The organism is Pseudomonas abietaniphila (assembly GCF_039697315.1).
Taxonomy (GTDB): domain Bacteria; phylum Pseudomonadota; class Gammaproteobacteria; order Pseudomonadales; family Pseudomonadaceae; genus Aquipseudomonas; species Aquipseudomonas abietaniphila_B.
Window position 1 is genome coordinate 1,852,765 of sequence record NZ_CP155619.1, and the last position, 26,618, is coordinate 1,879,382.

The following is a 26,618-nucleotide window of genomic DNA, read 5'->3' on the forward strand; positions in this document are numbered from 1 at the left end:
GGCAGAAGTGTTTAATACACTCGACCACGACTCATCGATAACGTTTATCTTCCGTCGATCAGTCAATGGCCTTAACACTTCCGGGCACTGCGTTATCACCAGAATCAAACTCGACACAATCAGGTAACAACGTGACCAAAGATGAACTGCGCGCAGAATTAGAGCGCCAGGAACAACGTTACAAGGAAGTCTACGGTGGCGAAATCACCACCTACGCCGCTCAGCCCGAACCGGAACGCAAGCCTTGGCGCAAAAGGGCCAGCTTGCTCGATCAGGCGTTCAAGCAAGAACTGCAGAAAATGGAAGACGAGCTCAAAGAAGAGCCTTGAATCCGTTCGAGTGTCGATGCTGACGCAACGCCCAGATACCCGATTCACCCTACCCGGTTTCAGCTAAGGTTGAAGCGCGCTACTGCGTTTTTGCTTCCTTACAGAAAGTCAACGGGGTGGAAGGACAGAAATTTCGTTGCAGGTTGCTACCAATTGGCGGCTTGCCTATCGATTAGTTTTTTTTCTGTCATAATCCCGCCCCCTTAATACCGGGTCAGAAAACCTTCCATGATCGATTTATTCAGCGGACTGGATGCCTGGGTGATTGTGAGCCTGCTGCTCGCCTTGGCTTTTGTCCTCACCTTCGAGTTCATCAACGGCTTTCATGACACCGCCAACGCGGTGGCGACAGTCATTTACACCAAGGCCATGCCGCCTCATCTGGCGGTATTTTTCTCGGGTGTGTTCAACTTTCTCGGGGTACTGCTCGGCGGTGTCGGCGTGGCGTATGCCATCGTCCACTTGCTGCCGGTCGAGTTGCTGATCAACGTCAATACCGGTCATGGTCTGGCGATGGTGTTCTCGTTGCTGGCGGCGGCGATCACCTGGAATCTGGGTACGTGGTACTTCGGTATTCCAGCCTCCAGTTCGCATACCTTGATCGGGTCGATTCTCGGCGTGGGCCTGGCCAACGCGCTGATCAACCACATTCCGCTGGGCGAAGGCGTGAACTGGCAGAAGGCGATCGATATTGGCGCCTCGCTTGTGTTCTCGCCGCTGATGGGTTTCATCGTCGCAGCGCTGGTGCTGATCGGCCTTAAAACCTGGCGTCCATTGTCGAAGATGCACAAGACGCCTGAACAACGCCGCAAGCTCGACGACAAGAAACACCCACCGTTCTGGAATCGTCTGGTGCTGGTGATCTCGGCCATGGCGGTCAGCTTCGTGCACGGCTCCAATGACGGCCAGAAAGGCATCGGCCTGATCATGCTGGTGCTGATCGGCATCGTGCCTGCGCAGTTCGTACTGGATTTGAGCACCACGACCTACCAGATCGAACGTACCCGCGACGCGACTTTGCACCTGAGTCAGTTTTACCAGCGCAACAACGCGACGCTCGGCGAGTTTCTGGCCCTGGGCAAATCGAAGAGCGGTGACCTGCCCGAGCGCTTCAGTTGCAACCCGGAACAAACCGAACCCACCATCGATGCCCTGCTCAGCAACCTCAAGGGTGTGACCGACTATCACAGTCTGGCGCCTGAGCATCGCATCGAGGTTCGTCGCTACCTGCTGTGTCTGGATGACACCGCGCGCAAAGTCAGCAAGCTGCCAGCGCTGGATGCCCGTGAGAAATCCGACCTGGACAAACTGCGCAAAGACCTGACCGCGACCACTGAATACGCCCCGTTCTGGGTGATCTTCGCCGTGGCACTGGCGCTGGGTATCGGCACCATGGTCGGCTGGAAACGTGTGGTGCTGACCATTGGCGAGAAGATCGGCAAGCAGGGCATGACTTACGCACAAGGCATGTCGGCACAGATCACCACCGCCAGCGCGATCGCGCTGGCCAACGTCTTCAGCCTGCCGGTATCAACGACCCATATCCTGTCTTCCGGCGTGGCCGGGACCATGGTGGCGAACAAGAGCGGCCTGCAAGGCGGCACCGTGCGCAACATCCTGCTGGCCTGGGTGCTGACCCTGCCTGCGACGGTCGCACTGTCCGCTGGATTGTTCTGGCTGGCGTCCAAAGCGCTGGCTTGATCGCAGCTGCTTTGACTGACGGTGCCCACTCATTGAGTGGGCACCGTTGTTTTGGGCGTATGAAAACCTGAAGCCAGCCGTCAACGTCGCCTCTTGCTCCCTCCCAGCAACGACCCCATCAAGCCTCGCACCAGCTCGCGACCAATCTGATTGGCAGCCTGACGCATCGCACTCTTGACCGCCTGCCCTGCCAACCCGCCCAGAAAACCGCCGGCCATGTCGGCAAAGCCGCCCTCTGCCTTCTCATCCGCAACGGGCGCTTGCCCCGGTTCGGGTGCCGCCCCTTTCCTCGCCAGCAGCATTTCATACGCCGACTCGCGATCAACCGCCTTGTCGTAACGCCCGGCCAGCGGTGATTGAGCAATCAACGCCGCGCGCTCGGCATCGCTCAGCGGCCCTATCCTCGATTGTGGCGGCGCAACCAGCACGCGCTTGACCATTTCCGGCGTGCCCTTCTCCTGCAGCGTTCCCACCAGCGCCTCACCGATGCCCAACTCGGTCAACACTGTCAGCGCGTCGAATTCGGGGTTGGGCCGAAACCCTTCCGCCACGGCTCTCAGGGATTTCTGCTCCTTGCTGGTGAAGGCCCTCAAGCCGTGCTGAATACGCAAGCCGAGTTGCGCAAGGATCGTGTCGGGCAGGTCGGAGGGGGACTGGGTGACGAAATACACGCCCACGCCCTTGGAGCGAATCAGCCGGACCACCTGTTCAAGCCGGTCCTGCAAGGCCTTCGGCGTATCGGCGAACAGCAGATGGGCCTCGTCGAAAAACAGCGCCAGCAACGGTTTGTCGGCGTCGCCGCGCTCAGGAAGCTGCTCGAATAACTCCGCCAGCAGCCACAATAGAAACGTCGCGTAGACCTTCGGCGCTTCATGCACCAGACGGCTGGCATCCAGCAGATGAATACGCCCTCGCCCATCGCTCGCGGGCTGCAGGATGTCTTCGAGTTGCAGTGCCGGTTCGCCGAACAGCGCTTCGGCACCCTGCTGCTCAAGCACCGCCAGACGACGCAGTAACGCTTGACTGGAACCTGTCGTCATCAGCGCGCTGTCTTCGCCCAACGCCTGCGGGTTATCACGCAAATAGTTGAGCAACGCCTTGAGGTCTTTGATATCCAGCAGCAACAGCCCCTCGCGGTCGGCGACCTTGAACGCTGCATACAGGGCGGACTGCTGACTGTCGGTCAGTTCCAGCAGGCTCCCAAGCAATAACGGTCCCATTTCAGACAACGTCGTACGAAGTGGATGACCGGACTGACCCTGTACGTCCCACAACGTCACTGGATACGCCTGCGGCGTGTGATTCAGCCAGGGCATCCCGGCAATACGCTCGGCCACCTTGCCTTGCGGATTCCCCGCTGCGCCCAACCCGCAAAGATCGCCCTTGATATCCGCAGCGAACACCGCGACACCGGCGTCGCTGAACACTTCTGCCAGACGCTGCAAGGTCACGGTTTTCCCGGTGCCTGTCGCTCCAGCCACCAGACCGTGACGATTGGCCAGACGCATCGCCTGGCCGACCGGCTGACCGTCGAGGCCCGCGCCGATCAGAATGTGTTGAGAATCCGCCATGTCATCCCCCTCAGGTCGGTTGTTTTCGCATAAGGCCAAAGCGATTCACCGAGCTTCGCCCGCATTGAACATCGCCAACCAGCGTCGGCTTCTTCACTCTAGTTCACGCCACGAGATGCCCACAGCGCCGGACCTTGCGGAACGGTTTTCCGAACGAACAACTATTCTTGAGAGTGGTCAACCAAGGACGCGAAACCGCTGGAAGGAGGCAACCGTGCACATCGCTGACATGACCATGTTTTACGCCCCTGCCAGCGGCGGCGTGCGCACTTATCTGGATGCCAAGCACCGACGGTTGGCGGGTTATCCCGACGTTCGACACAGCCTTTTAATTCCCGGCGCCGGCATCGGCTCCAAGGACGGCGTGTACAGCGTGCCGGCTCCGCCCGTTCCGTTTGGCAACGGTTATCGCTTTCCATTGCGGGCAGCGCCCTGGCGAAATGCCCTGCGCGATCTTCAGCCCGACCTTATCGAGGCCGGAGATCCGTATCTCACCGCATGGGCGGCGCTGGATGCCCGCCGTCAACTGGATGTCCCGGTCATCGGTTTCTACCACTCCGATCTCCCGCTGTTGGTCAGCAACCGCATCGGCACTTGGCTGGGCACTAACGTCGAGGCCTATGTCAGCAAACTCTACGGCAACTTCGACCGCGTCCTCGCGCCCAGTGCAGTCATGGCCGAAAAGCTCACCCGGCTCGGGGTCAGAAATGTGTATGTGCAGCCTTTGGGCGTTGACCTGGAGCGGTTCAATCCTGCCTGTCGTGATTCGCGACTCAAGTCGGCATTGGGCCTTCGCGACGAAACGCGCCTGCTGGTGTTTGCCGGACGGGGTTCGCGCGAGAAAAACATCCCCGTCCTGCTCGACTGCATGAGGCTGCTCGGCGAGGGTTATCACCTGTTGCTGGTGGGCTCGCACATGCCGACCCACGTGCCCGAGAACGTGAGCACGATGAATCATTTCCTGCCGTCCGAAGAGGTCGCCCGCCTGTTGGCCAGCGCCGATGCGTTGGTGCACGCTGGCGATCAAGAAACGTTCGGGCTGGTGATTCTGGAAGCCATGGCCAGCGGGACGCCCGTGATAGCGGTCGATGCGGGCGCTTTCCGCGAGATCATTCCCGAAACCTGCGGCCTGTTGTGCGAGCCCAATCATGCAGCCTCCATGGCCGCAACCGTACGGCAGCTCTTCACGCAAGACATGCCCGGTATGAGGCTCGCGGCACGCCGCCACGTCGAAGCACATTACGATTGGACCACCGTCGTAACCGGCCTACTGGGCCATTACGCCTCGGTACTGGGCGTCACCGTCAGCGACCACGCCACGGCCTATGCCCATGGTTGAGATCCTGAAGCCCCGAGAGCGCAGCGTCGTGTTGGTGCTGCATGACGTCGCTCCACAGACCTGGGCGGACTATCGCCCCTTTGTCGACGCTGTCGATGCGATGGGTCATATTCCGATGACCTGGCTGGTCGTGCCGGACTTTCACAGAGGGGACCCGGTCGACAAAGCGCCGGCTTTTCAGCACCTGATGCACTCGCGTCTGGCGCGGGGTGACGAACTGGCGCTTCACGGCTATTACCACTGCGACGACGGCCCCACACCTCGCACTCCTCGCGATTTTTTCATGCGGCGTATTTATACGTGGGAAGGCGAGTTCTACACCCTCGATTACCCTCAGGCGCTGCAACGGCTGGAAGCGGGCATTGAGGTGTTCAAGCGCAACGACTGGCCGCTACACGGATTCGTCTCGCCCGCATGGCTCATGAGCGAGGGCACGCGAACAGCCTTGCGCCAATTGCCACTGGACTACACCAGTGATGCGCAACACCTGTATCGTCTGCCGGACTTTTCCCCCATCGACGCACCGGGTATTGTCTGGAGCGCGCGCAGTTCCTGGCGACGCGGACTGTCGAAGATAATAAGTGATCATCGCGAGGCTCATTTGCATAACGCCATCACCATTCGCCTGGGGCTGCACCCCGTGGACATGCGCCATGAATTTTCTCGCCAGTACTGGCTGCACACGCTTGAGCGCCTGCTGGAAGATGGCCGCGCGCCCATGACCAAGTTTGCCTGGCTGCAACGTCAGAGCGTTGTCAGGTCCGCCGCGTGAAGCGACTTGTCTGGCTGGCGGTGGTCCTGGTACTTGCCCTTCTGATTCCTTTTTTCATGGGCGGCGCGGACATGTTTCACCGCCTGCGCAACTTTCCGCTCCCGTTGCTGATCGGCATGTTCGGCATGGTCTTGGTCGGCTGGTGCATGAACACTCTGCGTTTGCGCTTGTTATTAGGCGACAGCGCTGGCGGGCTGGGAATGCGCAAGAGTCTGGCAGTGGTCATGGCCACCGAATTCGCGTACTGCGCGACGCCAGGTGGCAGCGGTGCGCCGCTGACGCTGGTGGCGCTGCTGTCACGCAGCGGTATCGGTCCGGCGAAGAGCACGGCGGCGTTCGCCACGGACCAACTCAACGACCTGGTGTTCTTTCTGTTCGCGCTGATCGGCATCCTGATTTACGCCGTCTTTCACAAGCTCAGCGAGAACCTTGAATGGATGCTCATAGCCAGCGCACTGCTGATTGGCGCGGGCCTGTGTGTCTGCGCGGGTTTTGCACGGTATCACCGTCGCATCATTCTGCTGAACGGCAAGCTGCTCAAACGTCTGAAGCGCAAGAACACCACTCGCATTCGCTGGGCGCGCAAGCTGTTGCACTTTCGCGATGCGCTGGCTGAAACCTGGAAAATGCCCCACCGCATCCTGCTCAAGGTCTTCGCGCTGACCTGCGTTCACTGGAGCCTGCGCTACAGCGTGATGTACCTGGCTTTACGTGGGCTTGGCGTGGACATCGACTGGGCCTGGACATTTCTGGTGCAAATGTTGTCGCTGAGCGCGGGCCAGTTCAGCCTGTCGCCCGGCGGCGCCGGTGCTGCGGAACTGACCTCGGCGGCCCTGCTGGCGCCGATGGTGGGCAAATCGACCGCTGCCGCGGCGATTCTGATCTGGCGGATCGTGACGTACTACTTCTATCTGGTGGCGGGCGGTCCGGTGTTTCTGCTGATGGTGGGCCGCCCCTTGTTGATGAAGCTACTGCGGATCAAGGCTGCGTGAAGCTTCGTCATCCGGCTCTTCAGGCTTGATCTGGTCCCACAACTGAGCGGCCCCCTCGAATTCGGTGCCGTCCTCGGGCGACAGCGCATCGGGGTCATAACGGCTCAGGCAGCCCTCACCCAGAGTGGGCGGCGCTTTGGAGGTGGCTTTGTCGAGTGGGTCGGTCATGGCTGTGCTCCGCTGATCTACGGATGGACCGTGGGGGCGAATTCATTCGCGAAACGCCAATACATCCAGTGCGCTGTGTCGCCTGACACTTTGCATGGCGAATGAATTGGCCCCCACAGATCTGGCGTTTAAACCCTAACTCTATCGCTGGACTCTACCGTCCGGCTCAGTCGAACACCACGGTCTTGTTGTCATGCACCAGAACCCGGTCTTCCAGGTGCGCGCGCAGACCACGGGCCAACACCATCTTCTCGACATCACGACCGAAACGCACCATGTTCTCGATGCTGTCGCGATGGCTGACCCGCACCACGTCCTGCTCGATGATCGGGCCAGCGTCCAGTTCTTCGGTGACGTAATGGCACGTCGCACCGATCAGCTTCACGCCACGCAGCGATGCTTGATGGTACGGCTTGGCGCCCACGAACGATGGCAGGAAGCTGTGATGAATGTTGATGACCTGATGCGCATATTCGCGGCACAGATCAGGCGGCAGGATCTGCATGTAACGGGCGAGTACCACCACATCGGCTTCGTGCTGTTTCACCAGGCGTGAAACTTCAGCGAAGGCCGGCTCTTTGTCTTTTGGATCGACCGGCACGTGGTAGTAAGGAATGTCGTGCCACTCGACCATGCTGCGCAGGTCCTGGTGATTGGAAATCACACAGGCGATTTCGCAATCCAGTTCATCGCTGTGCCAGCGGTGCAACAAGTCCGCCAGACAGTGCGATTCACGGCTGGCCATCAGCACGACGCGTTTTTTCTGATCGGAGTCCGTGATACGCCAATCCATCGAGAACTCTTCAGCGATGGGGGTGAATGCCTCTCGGAAGCCCTCGAGGTCGAACGGCAGGGTGTCGGCACGGATTTCGTGACGCATGAAAAACCAGCCGCTGAGGTTGTCAGAGTGATGGCTCGCTTCGGTAATCCAGCCGTTGTACGACGCCAGAAAGTTACTGACTTTGGCAACGATGCCAACACGGTCCGGGCACGCGATGACCAGACGAAAAGTGCGCATGAGGGGGAAACTCCAGAACTTCGCAAAGGCGGCTATTCTAGCGACTACCCGACGACTCTGCAGTATTCCGATGACACTGATTTCATCGGGTGAAAAAGCACCGCCGATCAACGGTAACGGGGCACCGCTCCCGAGCCGTCCCTCCTCCAGACCTAACAACGCGCAGATAAGGCCGTCAATAGCAGCATTCTTTTGAAAGCCGGCCACATAACATTTGTTTCATGAACACGCATGTCACTCAGCTATTTCAAAATGCTACAGATAAAACTTTTCTTAAATGTTTACTTGCGCAAACACTGTGACTATTATTGCGTCATTACACCCTGCTCATCACAACACAGGTAGCCCTCATGTCCCTGATCAACGAATACCGCGCAACAGAAGAAGCCATCAAAGAACTGCAAGCGCGTCTGCAAAACCTGCAACAAGACGACAAACTGCAAAAGGAACTTGAGTTCGAAGGCAAACTGCGCACCCTGATGGGCGAATATCAGAAATCCCTGCGCGACATCATCGCGCTGCTGGATCCGGATTCCAAAATGAAGGCTCCTCGCGGCGCCGCGGTAAAACCTGCCGGCACCAAGCGCGCGCGCAAGGTCAAGCAATACAAGAATCCGCACAACGGTGAAATCATCGAAACCAAAGGCGGCAACCACAAAACCCTGAAAGAGTGGAAAGCCAAGTGGGGCGGCGACGAGGTTGAAAGCTGGGCAACTCTGCTGGGCTAATTACCCGCGTAGTGCAATAGCTGTTGTGCAGTGATGTGCGACTCAAAAAAACGCCAGCAAATGCTGGCGTTTTTTATTGGCCGCGAAAAGGCTGCCCGTGATTTATAAGCCCACTCGTTGCTGAAGTTGCAGCGAATAATCCTGCCACTGGCTCAGCACCTTGAGTTGCTCGGGCGTCGCGGTGAGCGACTGCGCGATCAAGGCCTTGGTAAAGCCTTTCAACGTGTTGGGCGCCCCGGCCTGCGGGTCGCTGAGGCGCAACCGGCAAAAGCTTAACCAGCGTTGTTGCTCTTCAGTGTTCAGGGTTTCGGCAAAGTTTCGGGCACGGTAACGGAACAATAACTCCGGGAGACGAGGATCATCGAAAGGCCAGGACTCGCTGCCCAGTTGCTGCGGCTCCGCAATACGGACCTGCTCACAAAGACGACGATCTCGGTCGTTGATAAAACCGTCATATAACTGCTGCTCGGGGTCTTCACTCGCCGCGAATTCATCACTGGCGTAAACCGTTTTCAACTTTTCCTGCCAGATCGCCTGCCCTTCGTTCAGACGCAAGACACGCTCTTTAAAGACGCTCATGTCCAACTGCAACCGCTGGCGATCTTCCTCACGCAAGACGCTCAAGGGCGCGACGACCGGGCATTTATTTATATGCAGTAGTTTGAGCGGCACCGGCAACTGCCCCTGCGCCAGATCTTCGCGACGGGTATATAAGCGCTGGCGCAAGGTCTCGCCGTCTTCGTCCAGCAACGGACGGTGGTCATGAAAAAGGTCGCAGACAATCAGAGCATTGCGATTGGTCGGATGCCAGGCCAAGGGTAATACGACGCTCACGTAACTTCGCGCTGCAGAAAACCGACCGGATATATGCACCAGCGGCTGCAACAACCGAATCTGCTCCTGCACCTTGTGCTTGCTGCGCAACTGGAAAAGATAGTCGTACAGCTTGGGTTGTTTGTCGCGAATCAAACGTGCGAGTGCAATAGTTGCACGCACATCGGAGAGCGCGTCGTGCGCCTGACCATGGTCAATGCCGTTGGCTGCCGTCAGACGTTCAAGTTTCAGCGTGACGCGCCCCTCCTCTTCCGGCCAGACAATACCTTCGGGGCGAAGCGCATACGCGGTACGCACGACATCGATCAGGTCCCAGCGACTGTTACCGCCCTGCCACTCCCGCCCGTACGGGTCGAAGAAGTTGCGATAGAGGCTGTAACGCGTCATCTCGTCATCGAAACGCAGCGTGTTGTAACCGGCCCCGCACGTACCGGGTTTTGAAAGTTCGGCATGCACGCGGGTCATGAAATCCGCTTCACACAATCCCTTTTCCGCCAGTCGGGCCGGGGTGATGCCCGTGACCAGGCAGGCTGCCGGGTGCGGCAGGATATCGTCGCTCGGCTGGCAATAGAGATTGACGGGGTCGGCGATTTCGTTGAGCTGCTCATCGGTGCGTATCCCCGCCATCTGAAGGGGACGGTCGTTACGCGGATTGATCCCGGTGGTTTCGTAGTCGTACCAGAAGATGCTGGAGGTCACGGGGCTGATCCTGAACAAAAGACCGGGCCAGTCTAACAGATGGACCTGACGCACTATCGATGCGGCAGATGTAACGAGGTTATGCGCAGGTTGCTTACCTCTCCCTGCGTGGCTAGCATCAGACTTTATTTCAAGGCGTATCCCTCCCCACAATGTCCACCTCGCACGCTTGGCCAAGGATCGCTGCGCAGCCTGCCCCGCTGGACACCCGTATCCGCATGGAAACCCCGGAAGGCATCGACCTGATGCTGCGTCCTGCCGGACTGTTGTCGCGCTCGCTGGCCTTCAGCATCGATCTGTTGATTCGCGGTGCGCTGCTGACCGGACTGTTCTTTCTGCTGGGAGCACTCGGCGAGTTCGGCACCGGCGTGTTCGTGCTGGTGCTGTTCCTGATCAACTGGTGGTACATGGTGCTGTTCGAGGTCCTGCATCAGGGACGCACACCCGGCAAGCAGATCATGGGATTGCGCGTGGTCCACGATGACGGCACGCCGGTCGGCTGGTCAGCCTCGCTGCTGCGTAATCTGCTGCGCTTCGTAGACATGCTGCCGTTCGGTTACAGCGTCGGCGCGTTTGCCTGCTTGCAACATCCTCTGTTCAAACGCCTTGGCGATCTGGCGGCGGGAACGCTGGTGATTTACCGCGACGCACCGACACCCCGTCCGACGCTGCCCGATGCGCCACCCGTGATGCCGCCGTTGGTGCTGACCTTGCCGGAGCAACGCGCCGTAATGGCCTTCGCCGAGCGGCAGGCGGGGCTTGCGCCGGCGCGGGCCGAGGAGCTTGCGTCGATACTCGTCGAACCGTTACAGATGCCCTCCCATGCGCCACCGCAACAGGCGGTGAGTCAGTTGAACGGTATCGCGCGCACACTGGCGGGGTCGGCATGAAGCGAAGCTCGACATGAAGCAAAGCCAGTTCGAACAACACCATCAAGACGCCTGGCAGCAGTTCAGCCAGCGGCTTGACGCGCTGGAACGCAGCCGGCGCCGTCACGAGGCAGGCGACGGTTTTACGCAGGCGTACCGGCAAATCTGCCAGCACCTGGCGCTGGCTCAAGAGCGCGGGTACAGCAGCCATCTGGTCGAGCCGCTGCAACAACTCGCCATGCGTGGCCACCAACAGCTGTATCGCCACCGCAGCCAGTTCGCTGCCCAGTTGCTGGCGTTCGTACTGGCAGATTTCCCGCGCCTGGTGCGTGCCGAATGGCGGCTGGTCACGCTGGCCCTTGTCCTGTTCTTCGGCAGCCTGATCGTCATGGGACTGCTGGTGTACGGGTATCCGGACCTGATCTACAGCGTGGTCAGTCCTGCTCAGGTCAGCGAAATGGAGTCGATGTACGACCCCGCGGCACGTCGTATCGGCCAGGCCGCAGAACGCGCCTCGAGCACCGACTGGCTGATGTTCGGTTACTACATCATGCACAACATCGGCATTGCCTTTCAGACCTTCGCCAGCGGGTTGCTGTTTGGCTTGGGCAGCCTGTTTTTCCTGTTCTTCAATGGGCTGATGATCGGCGCCGTCGCAGGTCACCTCACCGATGTCGGCTTCGGCCAGACGTTCTGGCCGTTCGTGGTGGGGCATGGCGCGTTCGAATTGACCGCCATTGCTCTGGCTGGTGCCGCTGGCCTGAAACTGGGCTGGGCACTGCTCGCACCCGGTCCGATGCGGCGTGGGGAAGCCCTGCGCATCGCCGCCAAAACCAGCGTCCGGCTGATCGGCGGCGTGATGCTGTTTCTGCTGATTGCCGCGTTTATCGAAGCCTACTGGTCGTCGATGACCTGGCCGCAACCCACCACCAAATACCTGGTGGGCGCCGCACTCTGGGCGTTGGTCGCGTCCTATCTGCTGTTTGCCGGGCGCACCTCTCATGCGCCTGACTGAAGCCTGCGTGGCAATTCGCCCGCGCAATCCATGGGAAGCCATCGACCTCGGCGTACTGCTCGCGCGCCAGCATCGGCGTCTGTTGATGACGAGTTGGGCGATCATCACGTTGCCGATTTTCGCGCTGATCAGCGGGTTGCTTTGGGACTATCCCAGCGTGGCGGTGCTGCTGTTCTGGTGGCTCAAGCCCGCGTATGAACGGCTGCCGTTGCTGATCCTCTCCCAGGCGCTGTTCGGCACAACGCCATCCTTGAAAGCCGCACTCAAGGCCTGGCCGCGTGCACTCAAACCGCAATTGCTCGCCAGCCTGACGTGGCGCCGGTTCAGCCTGAGCCGCAGCTTCTATCTGCCCGTACAACAGCTTGAAGGCCTGAACGGATTGCCACGGGCACAACGCATCGCGCTGTTGGGACAGAAGGACCGACGCGTCGCGCGCTGTCTGACGTCCATGGGCAGCACGCTGGAGATGTGCCTCTGGGTCGGCGCCATGTTGCTGTTCTACGCGCTCATTCCCCAGCAGGTCGAACTGGACTGGTCGTGGCGCAGCCTGCTGGACATCGAAGGGCAATGGAACTGGCTGGAACATTTGACCAATGCGTTCTATGCGCTGGTGCTGGTGTTCTGGGGCCCGACGTATGTCTCGTGCGGTTTCGCCCTGTACCTCAATCGCCGTACGACGCTGGAAGCCTGGGACATCGAGCTGGCGTTCCGCCAATTGCGTCAGCGCGTGATGGGCAGTGCCTACGCGCTCTTGATCGGCCTCTCGCTTGCGTTCAGCCTGTCGCCGTCGAGCGCGATGGCAGCCGAGATCACAGACGAATCGAATTACAGCTGCCCATTGCCGCCTCTGGACTCCCCCTTGACGGACGAGCAGGTGGCAGGCCCCGCCGCAGCGCGTCTGCTCAACCAGCCGCTGACCAGCCAGGCCTCGCGACAAGCCATCAAGGCCGTGCTGGACAGCCCGCCCTTCAAGAACCCCAAAACCGTATCGGGCTGGCGAATCGCCGACCAGAAGCACAGCGCAAAGACCGGCGACTCCCCTCAATGGCTGGCGAAGCTGGTCGTGGGTTTGCTGAACGCAGGCAAAACCCTGTCGAGCGTTTTCGAAGCGCTGCTGTGGACCGTCATCGCCGTGGTGGCCGGCTGGGTCGTGTGGCGTTATCGCGCCTGGTTCGGCACCTTTGTGAGCAGGGCGCAGCGCAAGAAACCCGCTGCGCGCACAACACCCCAACAATTGTTTGGCTTGCAGGTGGCTGCCGAGAGCCTGCCGGACGACGTCGCCAGTGCCGCAGAAAAACTCTGGTCACACGCACCGCGCGAAGCCCTCAGCCTGCTCTACCGCGCCCTGCTCAACCGCCTGCTGACCGACTATCAACTGCCTCTGAAAAATGCCGACACCGAAGGTCAGGTGCTGGCGCGCGTCGACGCCCTGAACCAGCCACCGCTCCACGCCTACAGCCATGAACTGACGCGCCACTGGCAAAACCTGGCCTACGGTCACCGGCTTCCCGAAGCGGATGTGCAACAAGCCCTGTGTGACGAGTGGCGGCGGCTGTTCACCAAGGGAGCCGCTGCATGAACCGGCGCACAGGGATGCTGATCGGCGCCATCGTGCTGGTGTGCATCGCGATTGCCAGCGCACCGCTGCTTAAACGCATCGAGCACTATGAGGAAGTGGTTGACCAGGGCGCGTCACCTGAGGCGCGGGCCAACCCGTACCTCGCCGCGGAAACGTTTTTGCGTCAGCGAGGCGTGTCGGTCAACGTCACCCAAGCCCTCAACAACCTCCCTGATACGCGCCAGCAAACGCAGACCCTGATGCTGCTGGACACACGCGAGAAGATGACCCCGGCCGATGTCACCCGGGTGCTGAGCTGGACCCGTGCAGGTGGGCGACTGCTGTTCGTCGCCGAGCAGCTGTGGGATGAAAAGAAAGGCCGCAGCGGTGACCTGTTGCTCGATCAGTTGCAGGTCCATCAGTTCCTCACCCGTGATTTGCGCGAACAGGACAGACGGCGCGAACGCGAGCAGCTCAAGCCCGTCATCCCGTTGAGCACACCGGACATCGAGGCGCCAAAAACGCCCTGGCCGGAACTGACCCGACTCTACGTACAAAACGAAAACGACCCGGCCTACATGAGTTTCGACCCGGCCTTTCACCTGGACGATCCACAGGACCACGCACAGTCCTGGGCAAACAGCGCCGACGCCACCCACATGCTGCAGATGGTGTACGGCAACGGCCTGATCACGATCCTCACTGACGCGGATTTGTGGAAAACCCGCGCCATCGGCAAATACGACAATGCCTGGTTGCTGTGGTACCTGAGCCAGGACAGCGACGTGACCTTCCTGCTGCGCACCGATCACGACGATTTGTTCGGGCTGCTCTGGAAGTATTTCCCACAGGCGTTGCTGGCGTTGGCGCTGTGCCTCGGTGCAGGTCTCTGGCACGCCGGTATGCGCCACGGACCGTTGCAGCCCGAACCCTCGCGAGCCCGTCGACAGCTGAGCGAGCACCTGCGCGCCAGCGCCGACTTTCTGCTGCGCCGCCGAGGTCAGCACGCGTTGCTACGATCCCTGCAGCAGGACATTCTGCGCCGCGCCCGACAGCGTCATCCCGGCTTCGAAACGTTACCGGTCACCGAACAGTGGCAATTGCTGGCCCGCATGACGCGCCAGCCGACCCGGCACATTGGTCAGGCCCTGCGCCCGCGCCTTGAAGAGCGCCTGTCCAGCACCGAATTCACCCGCCAGGTTGCCTACCTGCAAACCCTCAGGAATGCCTTATGATGCGGAGCGTTGCGGTCGTTAGATCACAGTGATATCAAAATCTTAGGTCTGTCCGTGGGGAGTGAAGAGGCGTAGCCGTAGCCATCAAACAGCCCAAGCAGACAGGGTGACATAGTGATTGGCCAACGACGGGATGAACGATGTAGCTTGTGTGGGGCAGCGAGGATTTCGTAATCGCAGGGCAACCTTATCAAGGGTTTCCTGTTCTGCTGTGGGACTCGATGGACAGCTGTACCCAGGCCAATCAATTCTTCCGTCGTTACCTCCTCCGTGGGGAGATCGGCTCGAAGAGATCCTGGCCGAATACCAGACGAGCGCTGTACGACTTCTATAGCTTCCTACAAGCCCATCACCTTGACTGGCGGGACGTAGATCGTGGTGAGGCGATGAGGCTTGTTGCTGCCTATCGGGACTAGTGTCTGGTGACGTGTGGATTGGCACGCAACACCCCCCGCCAGCGGCTGACGTACATCTGCAAGCTCCACGAGTTCGCCTTGGGAAAAGGTTGGGTTAAGCGCCTGCCGTTCGGTCATGTGGAGCGGACTGGTAAGCGCGAAACATGCTTCCTCAGACACGTTGATGCGAGTTGTGGCAGAGCCTTGGTGAACGATGTGATGCCGCGCCGTCCCCCCCCCTGCCTGGATATCTGAGCATGTCCGAGACGAAGTCGCTTTTGACCGCGGTAGATAATCCACACCACCGCACCATGATTCAGTTGGCCCTGCGCGCAAAGGCTTGCGTCGTAACGAACTAGCTACCTTTCCAGTCGCGTATGTTTTCGTCCCGGACGAGGCTGGAGGAAGCTGTGAGCAGCCCCGTGCCAAGGGAAACGCCCATATCCCTTGTCCAGCGAAGGTATCCAGGAACTGTGAGATATGATCGGTGGGCCGGCAGTCGACCAAGTCCATGCCCAGCGAAAGATCTCCATCTGCCAGAGTGCGCCCCATCGGCAGACTAGGGACGTGTCCAAGAAGCGGGCAATGGTGGCTAGTATCACAAAGCCATTAAACGCTTGACGCAGATGATTTTTTTTAAGATGTTATCCGACTAATTATCATGGACGAAAAAATGTCGGCACCCTCTCTCTCCCAAGTACGGGCATTCCCTTCCGTTTCCAGGTCATGTGCGCCCCGAAGCCGGTGGTCGTCACGACAATCGCGCTCCGTGACGAGAAGCGAACTTGGTAACGATAGCTCCATGCAGCATACAATAAAAATGATCAAAACTACCTGTCGCCCAGGGGCTTTAGATGTCTATCGATAATCCACGTGCCACATATGTTGCCGAACTTCCTCGCGCCCTTGAAAGCCACTCAGGATATATTGATCAGGTGCTGCTGAGCCAGATTCTTGGTGTCGTGCCTAGAAGTGGAAAAATCATTAGGTCTGTGATTAACACCCTAAGCTCAACGCCTCTGAGTTCCAAAGCTAATGCAATGGAGCGTATGGCCTTACTAATTGCGGACAAACGCTTTCTGACGAAGTGGGAAAAATTTCCAAAAGGTTCATTTCCAACATTTACATATTGCCTTAAAAGCTTCTTGAAGTTGAAAGACCCCAATTTGGCGCTAGACTCGGAGAAGCTTAAAGACTTCTTCGAAACTCGTAATGGAAAAAAGAAATACCCAATTCTAGAGAATATGGATCTTCTCGTTAAAGTAGTACGAGAATCATCAGCAGACCGGCGAGTGGCAGCAATGTTCCTCTGGGCGCTCAGAGACGGTTGTATAAGTGGTTATGCAGAAGATCCAAGTGAAGAGTGCCTGTACGACTTCTGGCCACGACTTAACGAATCCTTGGAGAGAAGCGGTGAGATAGAGCTACTTGAGCTTATTCAAACGCCTATCTGGCATGTAAACACTAAACCGGCCGCCAATCTGATTACCAAAACGTCAGTTGAATTGAATTCGCCTGCGAAAAAAGTGCTAGAAGTAAGGCTCCCTCAAATAACTCCTTTTTTTGCAGAATTTAGCAGCCTGCTGAAGAAGATCGAGATTGAGATTGGCCGATACGAGGTCTCCAATAAATTATTAGTTAGCAAGGTGACGTCGCTTCAGAAAGAAAAAGACCCTATAACGAGTCTGGAAGGAATTTCGGATATTGTGAATGATGCGCGTAGCGCTTTTAATCATGCAATAACCCAGGCAGAAAATCTCGAAAGATATTTGAATTCGGCAATATCGGAGCGGTTAGCCGTATTGGGCGCGAAACCTCTATACAATATCCAAGCTGAAGCGAGCCTTCTAGAATTCAATCGATGGAGCAAAGAAATCGTCGACTGGGGACAGAAGGTCGATATATTACTTCCCCGCCTGGACAGCATACTACTAAACAAACAAACTAACGAATCGCATCAACGGCTATATGAACCCCGAAAAATATCAAACTTCAACGAACTTGATAGCTTTTGCGTTGAGCTTGAAAAATTACAGAACATTGTTCTCAAAGGGGAGGAAGCTCTCCTCCTGGTTAACAGGCGAGTTCGTGAAAACCTGTCTAATCTAAGCTGGAGCGCGTTCGGTGACAAATCAATCACCAATAGATCTTGGGTTGCAGTAGCCCGGCTTCTTATTCAGCGCGAAGAGCTCAGCGTAAAACTTGCACTGATGGTTCATAACAGCTTCAACGATCTTCATCTTGACTTTTCCGAACTCATCAAGAAAAAGGTCGCAAGTAACGACAAAGATGAAATTATAAAACTGCTAGATATACTGTCCTGGCTGTCACTAGGCCAAATAGAACAAATTTCCGAGAAGCAACCTGACCTGAAAGTAATATTAGCAGTAGTCGAGCTAGACGCTTACTTCAAATCTTTAGCTCTGGGAGTTGATGGCTTTGTATGTTGGAGCTCTAGTCCTTTAAGGGACGTTATCTCTAGCCAAAGCAACAACCTATGCGAGATGTTCTTTCGACAAACATACGAAGCTTCCATCGGCTTTGGCTTCCATGCTTCGACTACCGATCAGATTCTTTTGCTCGCAGCTACAGCGCGAGTGCAAAGTGCACATATTCAAAATCGAACCGCATCAAATGAAGCATTAGTAGCTAATTTAGCAGACACTTTATCATTCAGACGAAAGGGAGGAAAAACCACATATGCTCACATATGGCGAGAAGCATATGACGATACATTTAGTCATCTAGCCAAGTCATTAGAAAAGGGTGGTGTCGTCACTTTTCTTGAGGATTATAATTCATGGATGTCCGAATTCGACATCGAAGAATACCTCGACAAATGGAAATCAGAGATTCCGGAACACCTAAAGAAAAACTCTGAATATAACAAATTCATTCGAAACCAAATTAGCTTAAAAACGCACGAAATCGACGCTTGGATTAAACTTTACAAGGCAAGTAGCGACGAGCCTCCTGAATTCGCTGACAGTGGAGCTACTAAAAAGCTTAAAAGAACACTAGGCGAATTGCTTAAATGCCAGGATTCTGAGTCGAGAACAATCCAAGCCTGGCTCGAAGCCGCGACCAGGCCACGAAGTGAACAAAACAATAATTATGTTATGTACCAACGAAGTCAGGAGTCATGCAATACACAAGAATTAAATCTAACTGAGAGCAATCCTTTTCTGCCCCGTGTACTTACCCATAGTATGGACGGGAAGTCCAGTTACGACGATCTGTTCACCGACGCCCTGATGTATGATTTCGGGTTCAACAAGCCTATACAACTTGCTGAACTTTATGAGTCCAAAGATTTGCTAGAGGCGTATGCTTCGCTAGCAAATAAACTCAACGAAGAGTTGCCTCCAGCATTGGATCGAAAGATTGAAAAAAAAGTAGAAGATCTAGAAAGTCGGCAAGGCGTGAGATTGCTGGCCTTATCGAGATTGTATGACGGAATGGGCGAGACGGAAAGTACTGGCATAATAGCCAAGCTACAAGGGTACCTTGATAATCATGAGTGGAATAATTTTGACAAGGAGTATTCCGAAGCCGAACAGTACATTCTCGAGCTTGAACATGAGAAAGAGCAAGCTAGTCGCCGCAATATCATTATAAAAAAGATTACATCGCTGGGCGGAGTTTTAGAGCGCGATGATCTAGATGAGCAGGCGCTTACTAATATTCTCCACGCATTGGAGGTAGAGTATCTTCCCCGCCGGGCTCACATCGAAGTATTAAACAAAATTCAGTCTATATCCATCGCAGATAAAGGATTAGCTTCTGCAGTAGAATCATGTATACATACTTTAGAACAAGCGAACCCACTGCCCTCCGCTGACGCTTCGGAATCTGCCGCATTTTATCTTAATCAAGCTATTACTCCTCTCGCAAAGGAAATCGCTAGAAGCCATACGTTATTGCCATCATACGCAAGGCAATTGAATTTGCTTGCCCTTTCCCTAGTGTATAATATTGAAAGGGCGAAGGATCTATTTTCGGATAATTCACTACTCTTATCATTATTAGTGGAGACCGATGAGATTTGGCAACAGATTTCCGAAAGAGGTAAGGAAGGTGTAGATCTAATACTATCCGAGTTCACCAAGCGCGGCCTGTCGATTACTGTCCAAGCACCGGCTCCCTCTGTCGATATTGCGGTACGCACAGAGGTCGCTAATGCTCCAAGTGTTACACCAGATAAAGACATTCGGTCGATACTGATTGACATGTCAAGGAAAGCTAAAATTGGCACGGAGCTTATTGCCCCTAGCTCGGACATGCCATCCCTCATCAATTCACGAAATTGGAGTAGGACCGCAAACCTGGCGCTGCATACTTTAGCGCAATCCAACTACACCTCTAGGGAAGCTGTTGAGACATGGGCAATAGCAACATTACTTAACGATAGTACCGCTTTTGGGATCCCTCAATACGCCTCCGTCATGAGTCTTTTTCGGAAAGATAGTGAGCTGCCAATAGTAAAAAGCATACTAACCGATAGAAGCCCCAAGTCTTCTTTAACAACCCTCTCGCTAGGATTTATTCAGCTTTTCGCGTGCGCCCTAGCTCCAGGCACTGCCATCGCACCAGTTTATGACAGCCTTCAAAAAATCGTTCTTCTCATAGACGTGGCGCGGAAGTTTGAAAGAGAGTTTTCAGAGGTCTTTAGTGTCGGGAGCGGCTTTGAATCATTGGCCACAAGAGCGCTGTGGGAATCATTCACCGGCGACTCTAAGCAAGCGGAAGCACGGTCAACATTTATGTATCTGGCTTGGATGCTTCACGCACCAAGAACGTTAGCAAATTGCCTGATCTCTCAGCCAATAGATATTGAACAGCGTAAAGCGGAAGCGCTTGCAAACGCAGCAGATGTTGCGTTGAAAAATGGAATCCCCGATCTTATTCAGGGTTTTCTAGACTTGAAGCAAAGCATACCTTCAAAACCATTCCAACTCTTCGTTGAAATGATTCAGAAACAGTCGGTTGGTCAATCTGACTTACCGGCTATCTTGTCTGTAACTTCCGGTCTGCAACGAAGAAGTGACGGGCAGTTGTTCGCAGTTATTCGCCTATCGCCGAGAAAATCGGACAGCCCTGATCGACTAGTAATCACTCTTCCACCGACGGCTCCGATCCGCTTCCCTGGAGCCTTGACAGCGCTAACTCTCGATGGGCCATTCCTGTCTGAAATATCTATCGTTCAAGAGTTTCTATTACTTGACGAGCGCGCTGAAATATTTTCAGTTGAGCTTCAGTGCGTTGCGACATCGCTAAAAGGAATCAAGTCGAAATTTGACCAGCGTTTGGACTTTACAATTGATGGCAGTGAAGAGTTCAATCCACTGACTTCTGATGAAATAGAGGAAGCATTTGACCATTTCCCTGCCCAACAAATGCGTGGTCCTCGGTATGTTCCTCGTGTCGCTGATGAGCGCAAGATAGAGAAAGCTCTATTTAGTAGCAGGACAGTACGCAGCCTATGGATATCAAGTCCGCGGCGCTCCGGCAAGACGACGATGTTGTTCAGGATTCTAGATGAGTTTTCCCATAAGGCTAATCGCGACAGCCTAGTTGTATACCTGACTCTAGACGAGTCCATTTCTGACATCACGATGTTTAACAAGTGGGTTTGGAAGCGCATTCGCACTTTGAACCCAAACAAAGAGCTTAGGGAACTGTATCCCGACTTTGAGTTAATTGGGCGGGATTTGCCCTACGACTCAGATGCGGGGACATTTCTATGTCATATCTCAGACCGGCTACTGAATGGACACTCAGAAGCCTCTCGAATAATTTTCCTTATCGATGAGATAGACCGATTCGCCTCGATGTACTTCGATAGCGACGACAAAAAGAAGGTTGCAACGGATATTCTGTGGCAGATCAGACTCGCTATCTCTGACAGGCGCGATGTAGGAATTGTTTTTGCCGGATCTTCCGCATCAAAACAGGTGTTTATATCCAATGCTGAATCGCCTTTTTATAACAGCATCGACCACATGGAGTTAACGCCGTTTTCATGTAAGACAGATCTACTAGAGGCTCACTCTAGACAGATCGTTGAGCCTGCGAGGATAAAATCGCGTCATGTGATGCCCAAGGAGGCTTTAGAGCACCTCATTTGGATATGCGCTGGCATCCCCTATTACATGAAGCTAGTTGCGGGCGCCACTTTTGCAGTTGCCAAGCAGTCGCACATTTTAAAAAGCGACATCAACGACGGTCTGCGTGCACTTCTAGCCCGTGAAACGGGCATACCTAAGTTAGACGATATGGGAGGTGAGCCTGGCTCTGATGATTTAAGAACGACAATTACTCTTCAACGTAATTTTGATGGAATTGTCGCGCAAGCGGTACTATATGCGTTCGCAGAGATCCATAGCCCCGTTAGTGGTCACAGAACGTATCGAGGCAAGTTGGCGTCTAAAGAAAGCAAACTTGTCTATAAGTACTTCCTCACCAAACCCACCATTGAAAGAGGAATTGACATCTGCATCGGGTTAGGTCTAATTCGGCTAATAGAGAATGACAGCGCTCCCGAAATGGATTTTGTCATTCCTATCTTGGGAGAAACCCTTAGAAAGTCTTCTGGACGATTTTGGGCGACCATCGACCATGAACTTTCCAACTATGGAATAGAGGAAGCGCAGAATGAACATTAATTCGCACAAGCTTCTTGCTGAAGAGATAATACGATCATGGCTGAAACCGACGAGTAACTATGTAGTCATCGCTCCCCCTATGAGCGGCAGCAACCTCTTCTTTGCGGAACTAACGTCGCCTTCCAACATTCACCGCATTATCAGAAAAGACGCTGAGTTACTTGCTATCGCCAGACTTGACAACCGTGACTTTCATAACGATTTGCTGTTCGCTAAGCGTGTGGCCGTTAAATGGGGAGTTCTTGGATCAGTGAGTGAGAGTTCCTCCGACGACCCCCTTGAAGTTATGAATTTTGCGGTCGCTCGACTTGTAGATGCGGGAAAGATCCCTGTAATAATTATTCAACGATTTCATGAAGCCTTAAAAAAGCTTGGAGAAGAGATTGGCATACATCTGCGCAATTTGGAACATGAGTACAATCTTAAGACTGTTGTTGAATTGCCGGTGTCGCTCGACGTACTACGGCAGAGGTGGGACGCCATCGAAAAGGAGAAAGCTCCATTTTTGCAATCCGACTGGGGCCAAGGACATAGCCATAAGCTACTTAAGGGCTACTCTCTAGCTGAGTTGAGAGATAAGTCTGCAACCTATAAATTAAATCAAGGTATTGCGGATGTGCTCTTCAGCGCGACAGCTGGGATGGTGGAGCTCGTAGATCGGCTTTTACCGGATCTCGAGGGGAAAAATACCAACGGTGCCACAATGTATATTCGAAGTCGCTCGTTTGAACTTTGCGAGCGGCTGGTGAGGTGGTTAGATCCTCAAAACCTATCGCACGTTTATAAGAAATCCGTGGTAAATTTGCTCGACCCTCAGCTGTGCGTTGGAAGCGCGATAAACCTTAGACATCATGACTGGGCTGATATAATTCTAGATAAAACGTTCAAATTGAATTGCAGAATGCTGGCTTGGGCTTCTGTGTTTGTCCTAGCGAGACATTCGGACCCAAGCTTTACAAAAGGTCTGCGTGCGTTGATAGAGGCAAAAAAGTATAACCAAGCTGTACCTATACTCGACATTTTAATAGAAACGGACGAGCATAGTTCCCATAAATGGGCGGCAGTCAAGCTTGTAAATGAGTTCTCCTCACTAACTCAAAAACTTTTTCTCGAGGGCGCCCACTGGCATCAGGCGAACCGCATACTTTTTCTACTAGATGCTAGCCGTCAGCAGGTTGAGTCTGAAGGTTTGACGCTTCAAAACATATTAGCATGGAGACCCTTAGTATCGATGCTAGATGCCTTTTCCCGCGAAGTCCAAAACAACAAAGATGTGAGAATAGAAAATTACCTTTGTCAACATTACACTCGAGAAGAAATTTTACCGTTTTTTCATTTACTAAAGCTACGCCTACAGTCGACGTCTATGCTGGATCCATATCTTGCTCTCCAATCCATCGTTACCCAACCAGAAGCAATTTTGCAAATATACGCATATTACGTTTTGGGTATCCAATTTTGGAATTTTGAAGGCTTGATCCCCGAAGAAAAGGAAGAAGTTAAGCAGTTTTCGCGAAAGTCTATTACAATTAATTGCACGTCTAACCCTTTGGGTTTTGTAGAGCTGCTTTATTTAGCTGCCTTTAGGACCAAAGATATTGATACTTCAACTCAATTCATCCGCAATTATGAGGACATCGACAAGTTCGAGCAATTTTACGAAGTTCGAAAGGGACAAGTCCATAGCACAGCCTTTGCTCAAGAAGCGAAAACTCGGGAATATCTTGATTTTTGTTATGCTTTGATAGAGCGTGCGTTCCAATGTATTTACCCTGGCTCTTCAAGCTCCTGGCTTCAAGAGCCTGGATTGATGGTGGGAAAAATGATCGATCATATTGTACCGAACGCCTGATGCGTTAATGTTTTTTGAGTCCAGATCTCATCCGTCGTTGCATTAGCGTAGCTGAGGTCTGGACCGCTAAATCTCTATCTGTGGCACACTTTAGTTTTCAGCTGAGATGTTCTATGACTTATTTAACCCAGCGAGCTACTAAAGCGCGGGGCTCATTAACTTAGAATTCTAGGTAATGGGGTTAATTATAGCTGTAGCTGTCATGCATCGCGATTTTCACGAACATCTACAAATCTTTATGGGTTACATTATCTACGCGTTCGATATGAGGCATCAGCCTCCACTCAGACCCTTTCTCATCGGGAATCAGAGGTTGTTGATCCCGAGGATCGCCCACTCGTCAGAAAGCGGACGTCCTAAAAAAGCAGTTAAATTAGGTAACCTGTTGATTTATGAAAAAAAATATAGATTTAACAGTTAGCTGGGCTCCGGAAATTGTGAGCGATCACCCGACCGAACCGTCGAGCAGCGTAGCAAACCCGGCAGAATCCCCCGAACAGCCCGGCATCGACCAAAAAGACGCCGCTCCGCATGCTGCGCCGGCCAGCAACCCTGCGCAGCAACGCCAGCGGGCCATCCACCTGGCTCAAGCCGTTCGCCATGAGTTGCAGAAGGCGGTAATCGGCCAGGACGCGGTCATCGACGATGTGCTGACTGCGTTGATCGGTGGCGGCCATGTCTTGCTGGAGGGCGTTCCCGGCCTTGGAAAAACCTTGTTGGTGCGCGCCCTCGCCCGCTGCTTCGGCGGCGAGTTTGCACGCATTCAGTTCACGCCCGACTTGATGCCCAGCGACGTCACCGGGCATGCGGTCTACGACATGCAGACCGAGCAATTCAAACTGCGCAAAGGCCCCTTGTTCACTAACCTGTTGCTGGCTGACGAGATCAACCGCGCCCCGGCCAAGACCCAGGCGGCGCTGCTCGAAGCGATGCAGGAGCGTCAGGTCACCCTCGAAGGCCGCGCCCTGCCCGTGCCGCAGCCGTTCATGGTGCTGGCGACCCAGAATCCGATCGAACAGGAAGGCACTTACCCGCTGCCCGAAGCCGAGCTGGACCGCTTCATGCTCAAGCTGCGGATGGATTATCCACAGGCCGAGCAGGAACTGGACATGGTGCGTCAGGTGACGCGATCGACGCGCTCGGACATGCTGGACGTCCAGCCGCTGCGCACGTTGATGCAGGCCAAGGATGTGCAAGCGCTGCAACGCATCGCCAGCGACTTGCCGGTGGACGAACAGGTGCTCGACTATGCGGTGCGTCTGGCTCGCGCCACGCGTACGTGGCCAGGTCTGACGCTCGGTGCAGGCCCTCGCGCCTCGATTGCACTGGTCCGTGGCGGACGTGCCCGGGCGCTGTTGCGCGGTGGCGAGTTTGTGATTCCTGACGACATCAAGGGCTGCGCGCTGGCGGTCCTGCGCCACCGTGTAAGGTTATCGCCCGAGCTCGACATCGAGGGCATGTCGGTGGATCAAGTGCTCAAGCAGTTGCTCGATCAGGTTCCGGCGCCGCGCCAATGAAGCAACTGCTCAAGCCGTCGACCCGGTTGCTCTGGTGGCTCGCCGTGCTGGCAGGCTTCGCCGTGATGCTGGGCATTCTTCAGTCGTTGGGCCGCGGCCCGACGGTGAAACTCGACGGGCTGTTCTGGGCGCTGCTCTGCGTGATCGGCGCACTGGCCGCACTGGATGCATTCTGGGTCGGGCGTTTGCCGTCGCCACGCCTGCAACGCCAACTGCCCGGCAGCCTGGCGCTCGGCCGCTGGAGCGACGTGCGCATCGACATCGAGCATCAGTCACTGCGCTCCCTGCCGATGACCGTGTTTGATCATGGGCCTGAGGGTCCGGGCAATCGTTTCGAGGTCGACAACCTGCCGCAGGAAATGATGCTGCGTCCCCAACGCAAGTCGCAGTTGACCTACCGGCTGCGCCCGACAAGCCGGGGCCATTTCACCTTCGAACGGATCGAAATCCAGCTCCGCAGCCCGCTGCGCTTGTGGACCTCGCGACGCTACCTGCCCGTCATGGACTCGGCGCGGGTCTACCCGGACTTCGCACGGTTGCACAACGGACAATTACTGGCGGTGGATAACTGGCTGAGCCAGATCGGCATTCGTCAGCGCCAGCGCCGGGGGCTGGGTCTTGAATTCAACCAGCTGCGTGAGTTTCGCGAAGGCGACAGCCTGCGGCAGATCGACTGGAAAGCCACGGCACGTCAACGCATGCCGATTGCCCGGGAATATCAGGATGAGCGCGATCAACAGATTGTTTTCCTGCTCGACTGCGGACGCCGGATGCGCAGCCAGGATGGCGAGCTGACGCATTTCGATCACGCCCTCAATGCCTGCCTGCTGCTGGGTTATGTCGCGCTGCGTCAGGGCGATGCCGTGGGTGTGTCGACGTTTGCCGCCGAGCAGAATCGCCACTTGTCGCCCGTTAAAGGCGCGGCGCAGTTGAATGTGCTGCTCAACCACGTGTATGACCTGGACAGCACTCAGCATCCCGCCGACTACAGTGCGGCCATCCGGCAGCTGTTGATCAGGCAAAAACGCCGCGCGCTGGTGGTGCTGGTCACCAACCTGCGCGATGAAGATGATGAAGATTTACTCGGCGCCGTCAAACAACTGAGCCGCCATCATCGGGTGTTGGTCGCCAGCCTTCGCGAAGACGTACTGGATGAGCGGCGTCAGGCTCCGGTGCAGACCTGGCAGGAAGCGCTCGATTACTGCGGGACGGTGGACTTTCTGAACGCGCGGGCGGGTCTGCATGAGCGTTTGAACGCTCATGGCATACCGGTGCTGGATGTGCGCCCCGGCGAACTGGGGCCGCAGTTGGTGAGTCGCTATCTGGGCTGGAAGAAAGCCGGCACCTTGTGAAAGGTGCCG

The 26,618-nt window shown here is 55.5% G+C and carries 18 protein-coding genes; 14 read left to right on the top strand and 4 right to left on the bottom strand.

Annotation, left to right across the window (positions count from 1 at the left end):
* Positions 1 to 131 precede the first annotated feature (131 nt).
* The gene (locus ABDX87_RS08220) at positions 132 to 329 is read left to right on the top strand and encodes a hypothetical protein (RefSeq protein ID WP_062383732.1); all 198 of its coding nucleotides are present in this window, start codon (positions 132 to 134) and stop codon (positions 327 to 329) included.
* 228 nt (positions 330 to 557) lie between these two features.
* Positions 558 to 2,030, top strand: coding sequence for an inorganic phosphate transporter (locus tag ABDX87_RS08225; protein ID WP_346832431.1), 1,473 nt, complete (start codon positions 558 to 560; stop codon positions 2,028 to 2,030).
* A gap of 80 nt (positions 2,031 to 2,110) precedes the next feature.
* On the opposite strand, the gene ABDX87_RS08230 is transcribed toward ABDX87_RS08225, so the two are convergent.
* Positions 2,111 to 3,601, bottom strand: a complete 1,491-nt coding sequence (locus ABDX87_RS08230; RefSeq protein WP_346832432.1) for a helicase HerA-like domain-containing protein — start codon at positions 3,599 to 3,601, stop codon at positions 2,111 to 2,113.
* 235 nt (positions 3,602 to 3,836) lie between these two features.
* Here ABDX87_RS08230 and ABDX87_RS08235 point away from each other — a divergent pair, with 235 nt between their 5' ends.
* The 3 genes from ABDX87_RS08235 to ABDX87_RS08245 are packed head-to-tail and all read left to right on the top strand — an operon-like array spanning position 3,837 to position 6,704.
* A complete protein-coding gene (locus ABDX87_RS08235) occupies positions 3,837 to 4,940 on the top strand; it encodes a glycosyltransferase family 4 protein (RefSeq protein WP_346833462.1) in 1,104 nt (367 codons plus the stop codon).
* On the top strand, positions 4,933 to 5,712 hold the full coding sequence (locus ABDX87_RS08240; RefSeq protein ID WP_346832433.1) for a polysaccharide deacetylase family protein: 780 nt from the start codon (positions 4,933 to 4,935) through the stop codon (positions 5,710 to 5,712). Before ABDX87_RS08235 ends, ABDX87_RS08240 begins: the two co-directional genes overlap by 8 nt.
* Positions 5,709 to 6,704, top strand: coding sequence for a lysylphosphatidylglycerol synthase transmembrane domain-containing protein (locus ABDX87_RS08245; RefSeq protein ID WP_346832434.1), 996 nt, complete (start codon positions 5,709 to 5,711; stop codon positions 6,702 to 6,704). Before ABDX87_RS08240 ends, ABDX87_RS08245 begins: the two co-directional genes overlap by 4 nt.
* Here the strand turns inward: ABDX87_RS08245 and ABDX87_RS08250 are convergent.
* Complete coding sequence (locus ABDX87_RS08250) at positions 6,681 to 6,872, bottom strand: hypothetical protein (protein WP_346832435.1); 192 nt, start codon at positions 6,870 to 6,872, stop codon at positions 6,681 to 6,683. The genes ABDX87_RS08245 and ABDX87_RS08250 overlap by 24 nt on opposite strands.
* Positions 6,873 to 7,038: 166 nt before the next feature.
* Positions 7,039 to 7,890, bottom strand: coding sequence for a formyltetrahydrofolate deformylase (gene purU / locus ABDX87_RS08255; RefSeq protein WP_346832436.1), 852 nt, complete (start codon positions 7,888 to 7,890; stop codon positions 7,039 to 7,041).
* A gap of 350 nt (positions 7,891 to 8,240) precedes the next feature.
* On the opposite strand from purU, the gene mvaT reads away from it, so the two are divergent.
* Positions 8,241 to 8,618 (top strand): histone-like nucleoid-structuring protein MvaT, encoded by a 378-nt coding sequence (gene mvaT, locus ABDX87_RS08260; protein ID WP_346832437.1) that lies wholly within the window; start codon positions 8,241 to 8,243, stop codon positions 8,616 to 8,618.
* Between the two features lie 102 nt (positions 8,619 to 8,720).
* Here mvaT and sbcB read toward each other — a convergent pair whose 3' ends face one another.
* Positions 8,721 to 10,151: an exodeoxyribonuclease I gene (gene sbcB / locus ABDX87_RS08265; RefSeq protein ID WP_346832438.1), complete on the bottom strand. Its 1,431-nt coding sequence runs from the start codon at positions 10,149 to 10,151 to the stop codon at positions 8,721 to 8,723.
* A 152-nt stretch (positions 10,152 to 10,303) separates the two neighbouring features.
* On the opposite strand from sbcB, the gene ABDX87_RS08270 reads away from it, so the two are divergent.
* The 8 genes from ABDX87_RS08270 to ABDX87_RS08305 all read left to right on the top strand — a co-directional run bounded on the left by ABDX87_RS08270 (position 10,304) and on the right by ABDX87_RS08305 (position 26,609).
* Positions 10,304 to 11,041 carry an RDD family protein gene (locus ABDX87_RS08270; RefSeq protein ID WP_346832439.1) on the top strand — a complete coding sequence of 246 codons (738 nt, stop codon included), beginning with the start codon at positions 10,304 to 10,306 and terminating at the stop codon, positions 11,039 to 11,041.
* A 13-nt stretch (positions 11,042 to 11,054) separates the two neighbouring features.
* A complete protein-coding gene (locus ABDX87_RS08275) occupies positions 11,055 to 12,035 on the top strand; it encodes a stage II sporulation protein M (RefSeq protein WP_346832440.1) in 981 nt (326 codons plus the stop codon).
* Complete coding sequence (locus ABDX87_RS08280; protein ID WP_346832441.1) at positions 12,022 to 13,614, top strand: DUF4129 domain-containing protein; 1,593 nt, start codon at positions 12,022 to 12,024, stop codon at positions 13,612 to 13,614. The genes ABDX87_RS08275 and ABDX87_RS08280 overlap by 14 nt, the downstream gene beginning before the upstream one ends.
* Positions 13,611 to 14,828 carry a DUF4350 domain-containing protein gene (locus ABDX87_RS08285; protein WP_346832442.1) on the top strand — a complete coding sequence of 406 codons (1,218 nt, stop codon included), beginning with the start codon at positions 13,611 to 13,613 and terminating at the stop codon, positions 14,826 to 14,828. The genes ABDX87_RS08280 and ABDX87_RS08285 overlap by 4 nt, the downstream gene beginning before the upstream one ends.
* A gap of 1,249 nt (positions 14,829 to 16,077) precedes the next feature.
* A complete protein-coding gene (locus ABDX87_RS08290) occupies positions 16,078 to 21,888 on the top strand; it encodes a hypothetical protein (RefSeq protein WP_346832443.1) in 5,811 nt (1,936 codons plus the stop codon).
* The gene (locus tag ABDX87_RS08295; protein WP_346832444.1) at positions 21,878 to 23,740 is read left to right on the top strand and encodes a hypothetical protein; all 1,863 of its coding nucleotides are present in this window, start codon (positions 21,878 to 21,880) and stop codon (positions 23,738 to 23,740) included. The genes ABDX87_RS08290 and ABDX87_RS08295 overlap by 11 nt, the downstream gene beginning before the upstream one ends.
* A gap of 392 nt (positions 23,741 to 24,132) precedes the next feature.
* Positions 24,133 to 25,257, top strand: coding sequence for an AAA family ATPase (locus tag ABDX87_RS08300; RefSeq protein ID WP_431061216.1), 1,125 nt, complete (start codon positions 24,133 to 24,135; stop codon positions 25,255 to 25,257).
* A complete protein-coding gene (locus ABDX87_RS08305) occupies positions 25,254 to 26,609 on the top strand; it encodes a DUF58 domain-containing protein (RefSeq protein WP_346832446.1) in 1,356 nt (451 codons plus the stop codon). Before ABDX87_RS08300 ends, ABDX87_RS08305 begins: the two co-directional genes overlap by 4 nt.
* Positions 26,610 to 26,618: the final 9 nt, after the last annotated feature.

Excerpts from the sequence above, each read along its gene's own strand:
- ABDX87_RS08230 (WP_346832432.1), bottom strand. The coding sequence starts at position 3,601 with ATGGCGGATTCTCAACACATTCTGATCGGCGCGGGCCTCGACGGTCAG.
- ABDX87_RS08235 (WP_346833462.1), top strand. The coding sequence starts at position 3,837 with ATGTTTTACGCCCCTGCCAGCGGCGGCGTGCGCACTTATCTGGATGCC.
- ABDX87_RS08300 (WP_431061216.1), top strand. The coding sequence starts at position 24,133 with ATGAAAAAAAATATAGATTTAACAGTTAGCTGGGCTCCGGAAATTGTG.
- ABDX87_RS08275 (WP_346832440.1), top strand. The coding sequence starts at position 11,055 with ATGAAGCAAAGCCAGTTCGAACAACACCATCAAGACGCCTGGCAGCAG.
- ABDX87_RS08270 (WP_346832439.1), top strand. The coding sequence starts at position 10,304 with ATGTCCACCTCGCACGCTTGGCCAAGGATCGCTGCGCAGCCTGCCCCG.
- ABDX87_RS08280 (WP_346832441.1), top strand. The coding sequence starts at position 12,022 with ATGCGCCTGACTGAAGCCTGCGTGGCAATTCGCCCGCGCAATCCATGG.
- ABDX87_RS08285 (WP_346832442.1), top strand. The coding sequence starts at position 13,611 with ATGAACCGGCGCACAGGGATGCTGATCGGCGCCATCGTGCTGGTGTGC.
- purU (WP_346832436.1), bottom strand. The coding sequence starts at position 7,890 with ATGCGCACTTTTCGTCTGGTCATCGCGTGCCCGGACCGTGTTGGCATC.
- ABDX87_RS08290 (WP_346832443.1), top strand. The coding sequence starts at position 16,078 with ATGTCTATCGATAATCCACGTGCCACATATGTTGCCGAACTTCCTCGC.
- mvaT (WP_346832437.1), top strand. The coding sequence starts at position 8,241 with ATGTCCCTGATCAACGAATACCGCGCAACAGAAGAAGCCATCAAAGAA.
- ABDX87_RS08250 (WP_346832435.1), bottom strand. The coding sequence starts at position 6,872 with ATGACCGACCCACTCGACAAAGCCACCTCCAAAGCGCCGCCCACTCTG.
- ABDX87_RS08305 (WP_346832446.1), top strand. The coding sequence starts at position 25,254 with ATGAAGCAACTGCTCAAGCCGTCGACCCGGTTGCTCTGGTGGCTCGCC.
- ABDX87_RS08240 (WP_346832433.1), top strand. The coding sequence starts at position 4,933 with ATGGTTGAGATCCTGAAGCCCCGAGAGCGCAGCGTCGTGTTGGTGCTG.
- ABDX87_RS08295 (WP_346832444.1), top strand. The coding sequence starts at position 21,878 with ATGAACATTAATTCGCACAAGCTTCTTGCTGAAGAGATAATACGATCA.
- ABDX87_RS08225 (WP_346832431.1), top strand. The coding sequence starts at position 558 with ATGATCGATTTATTCAGCGGACTGGATGCCTGGGTGATTGTGAGCCTG.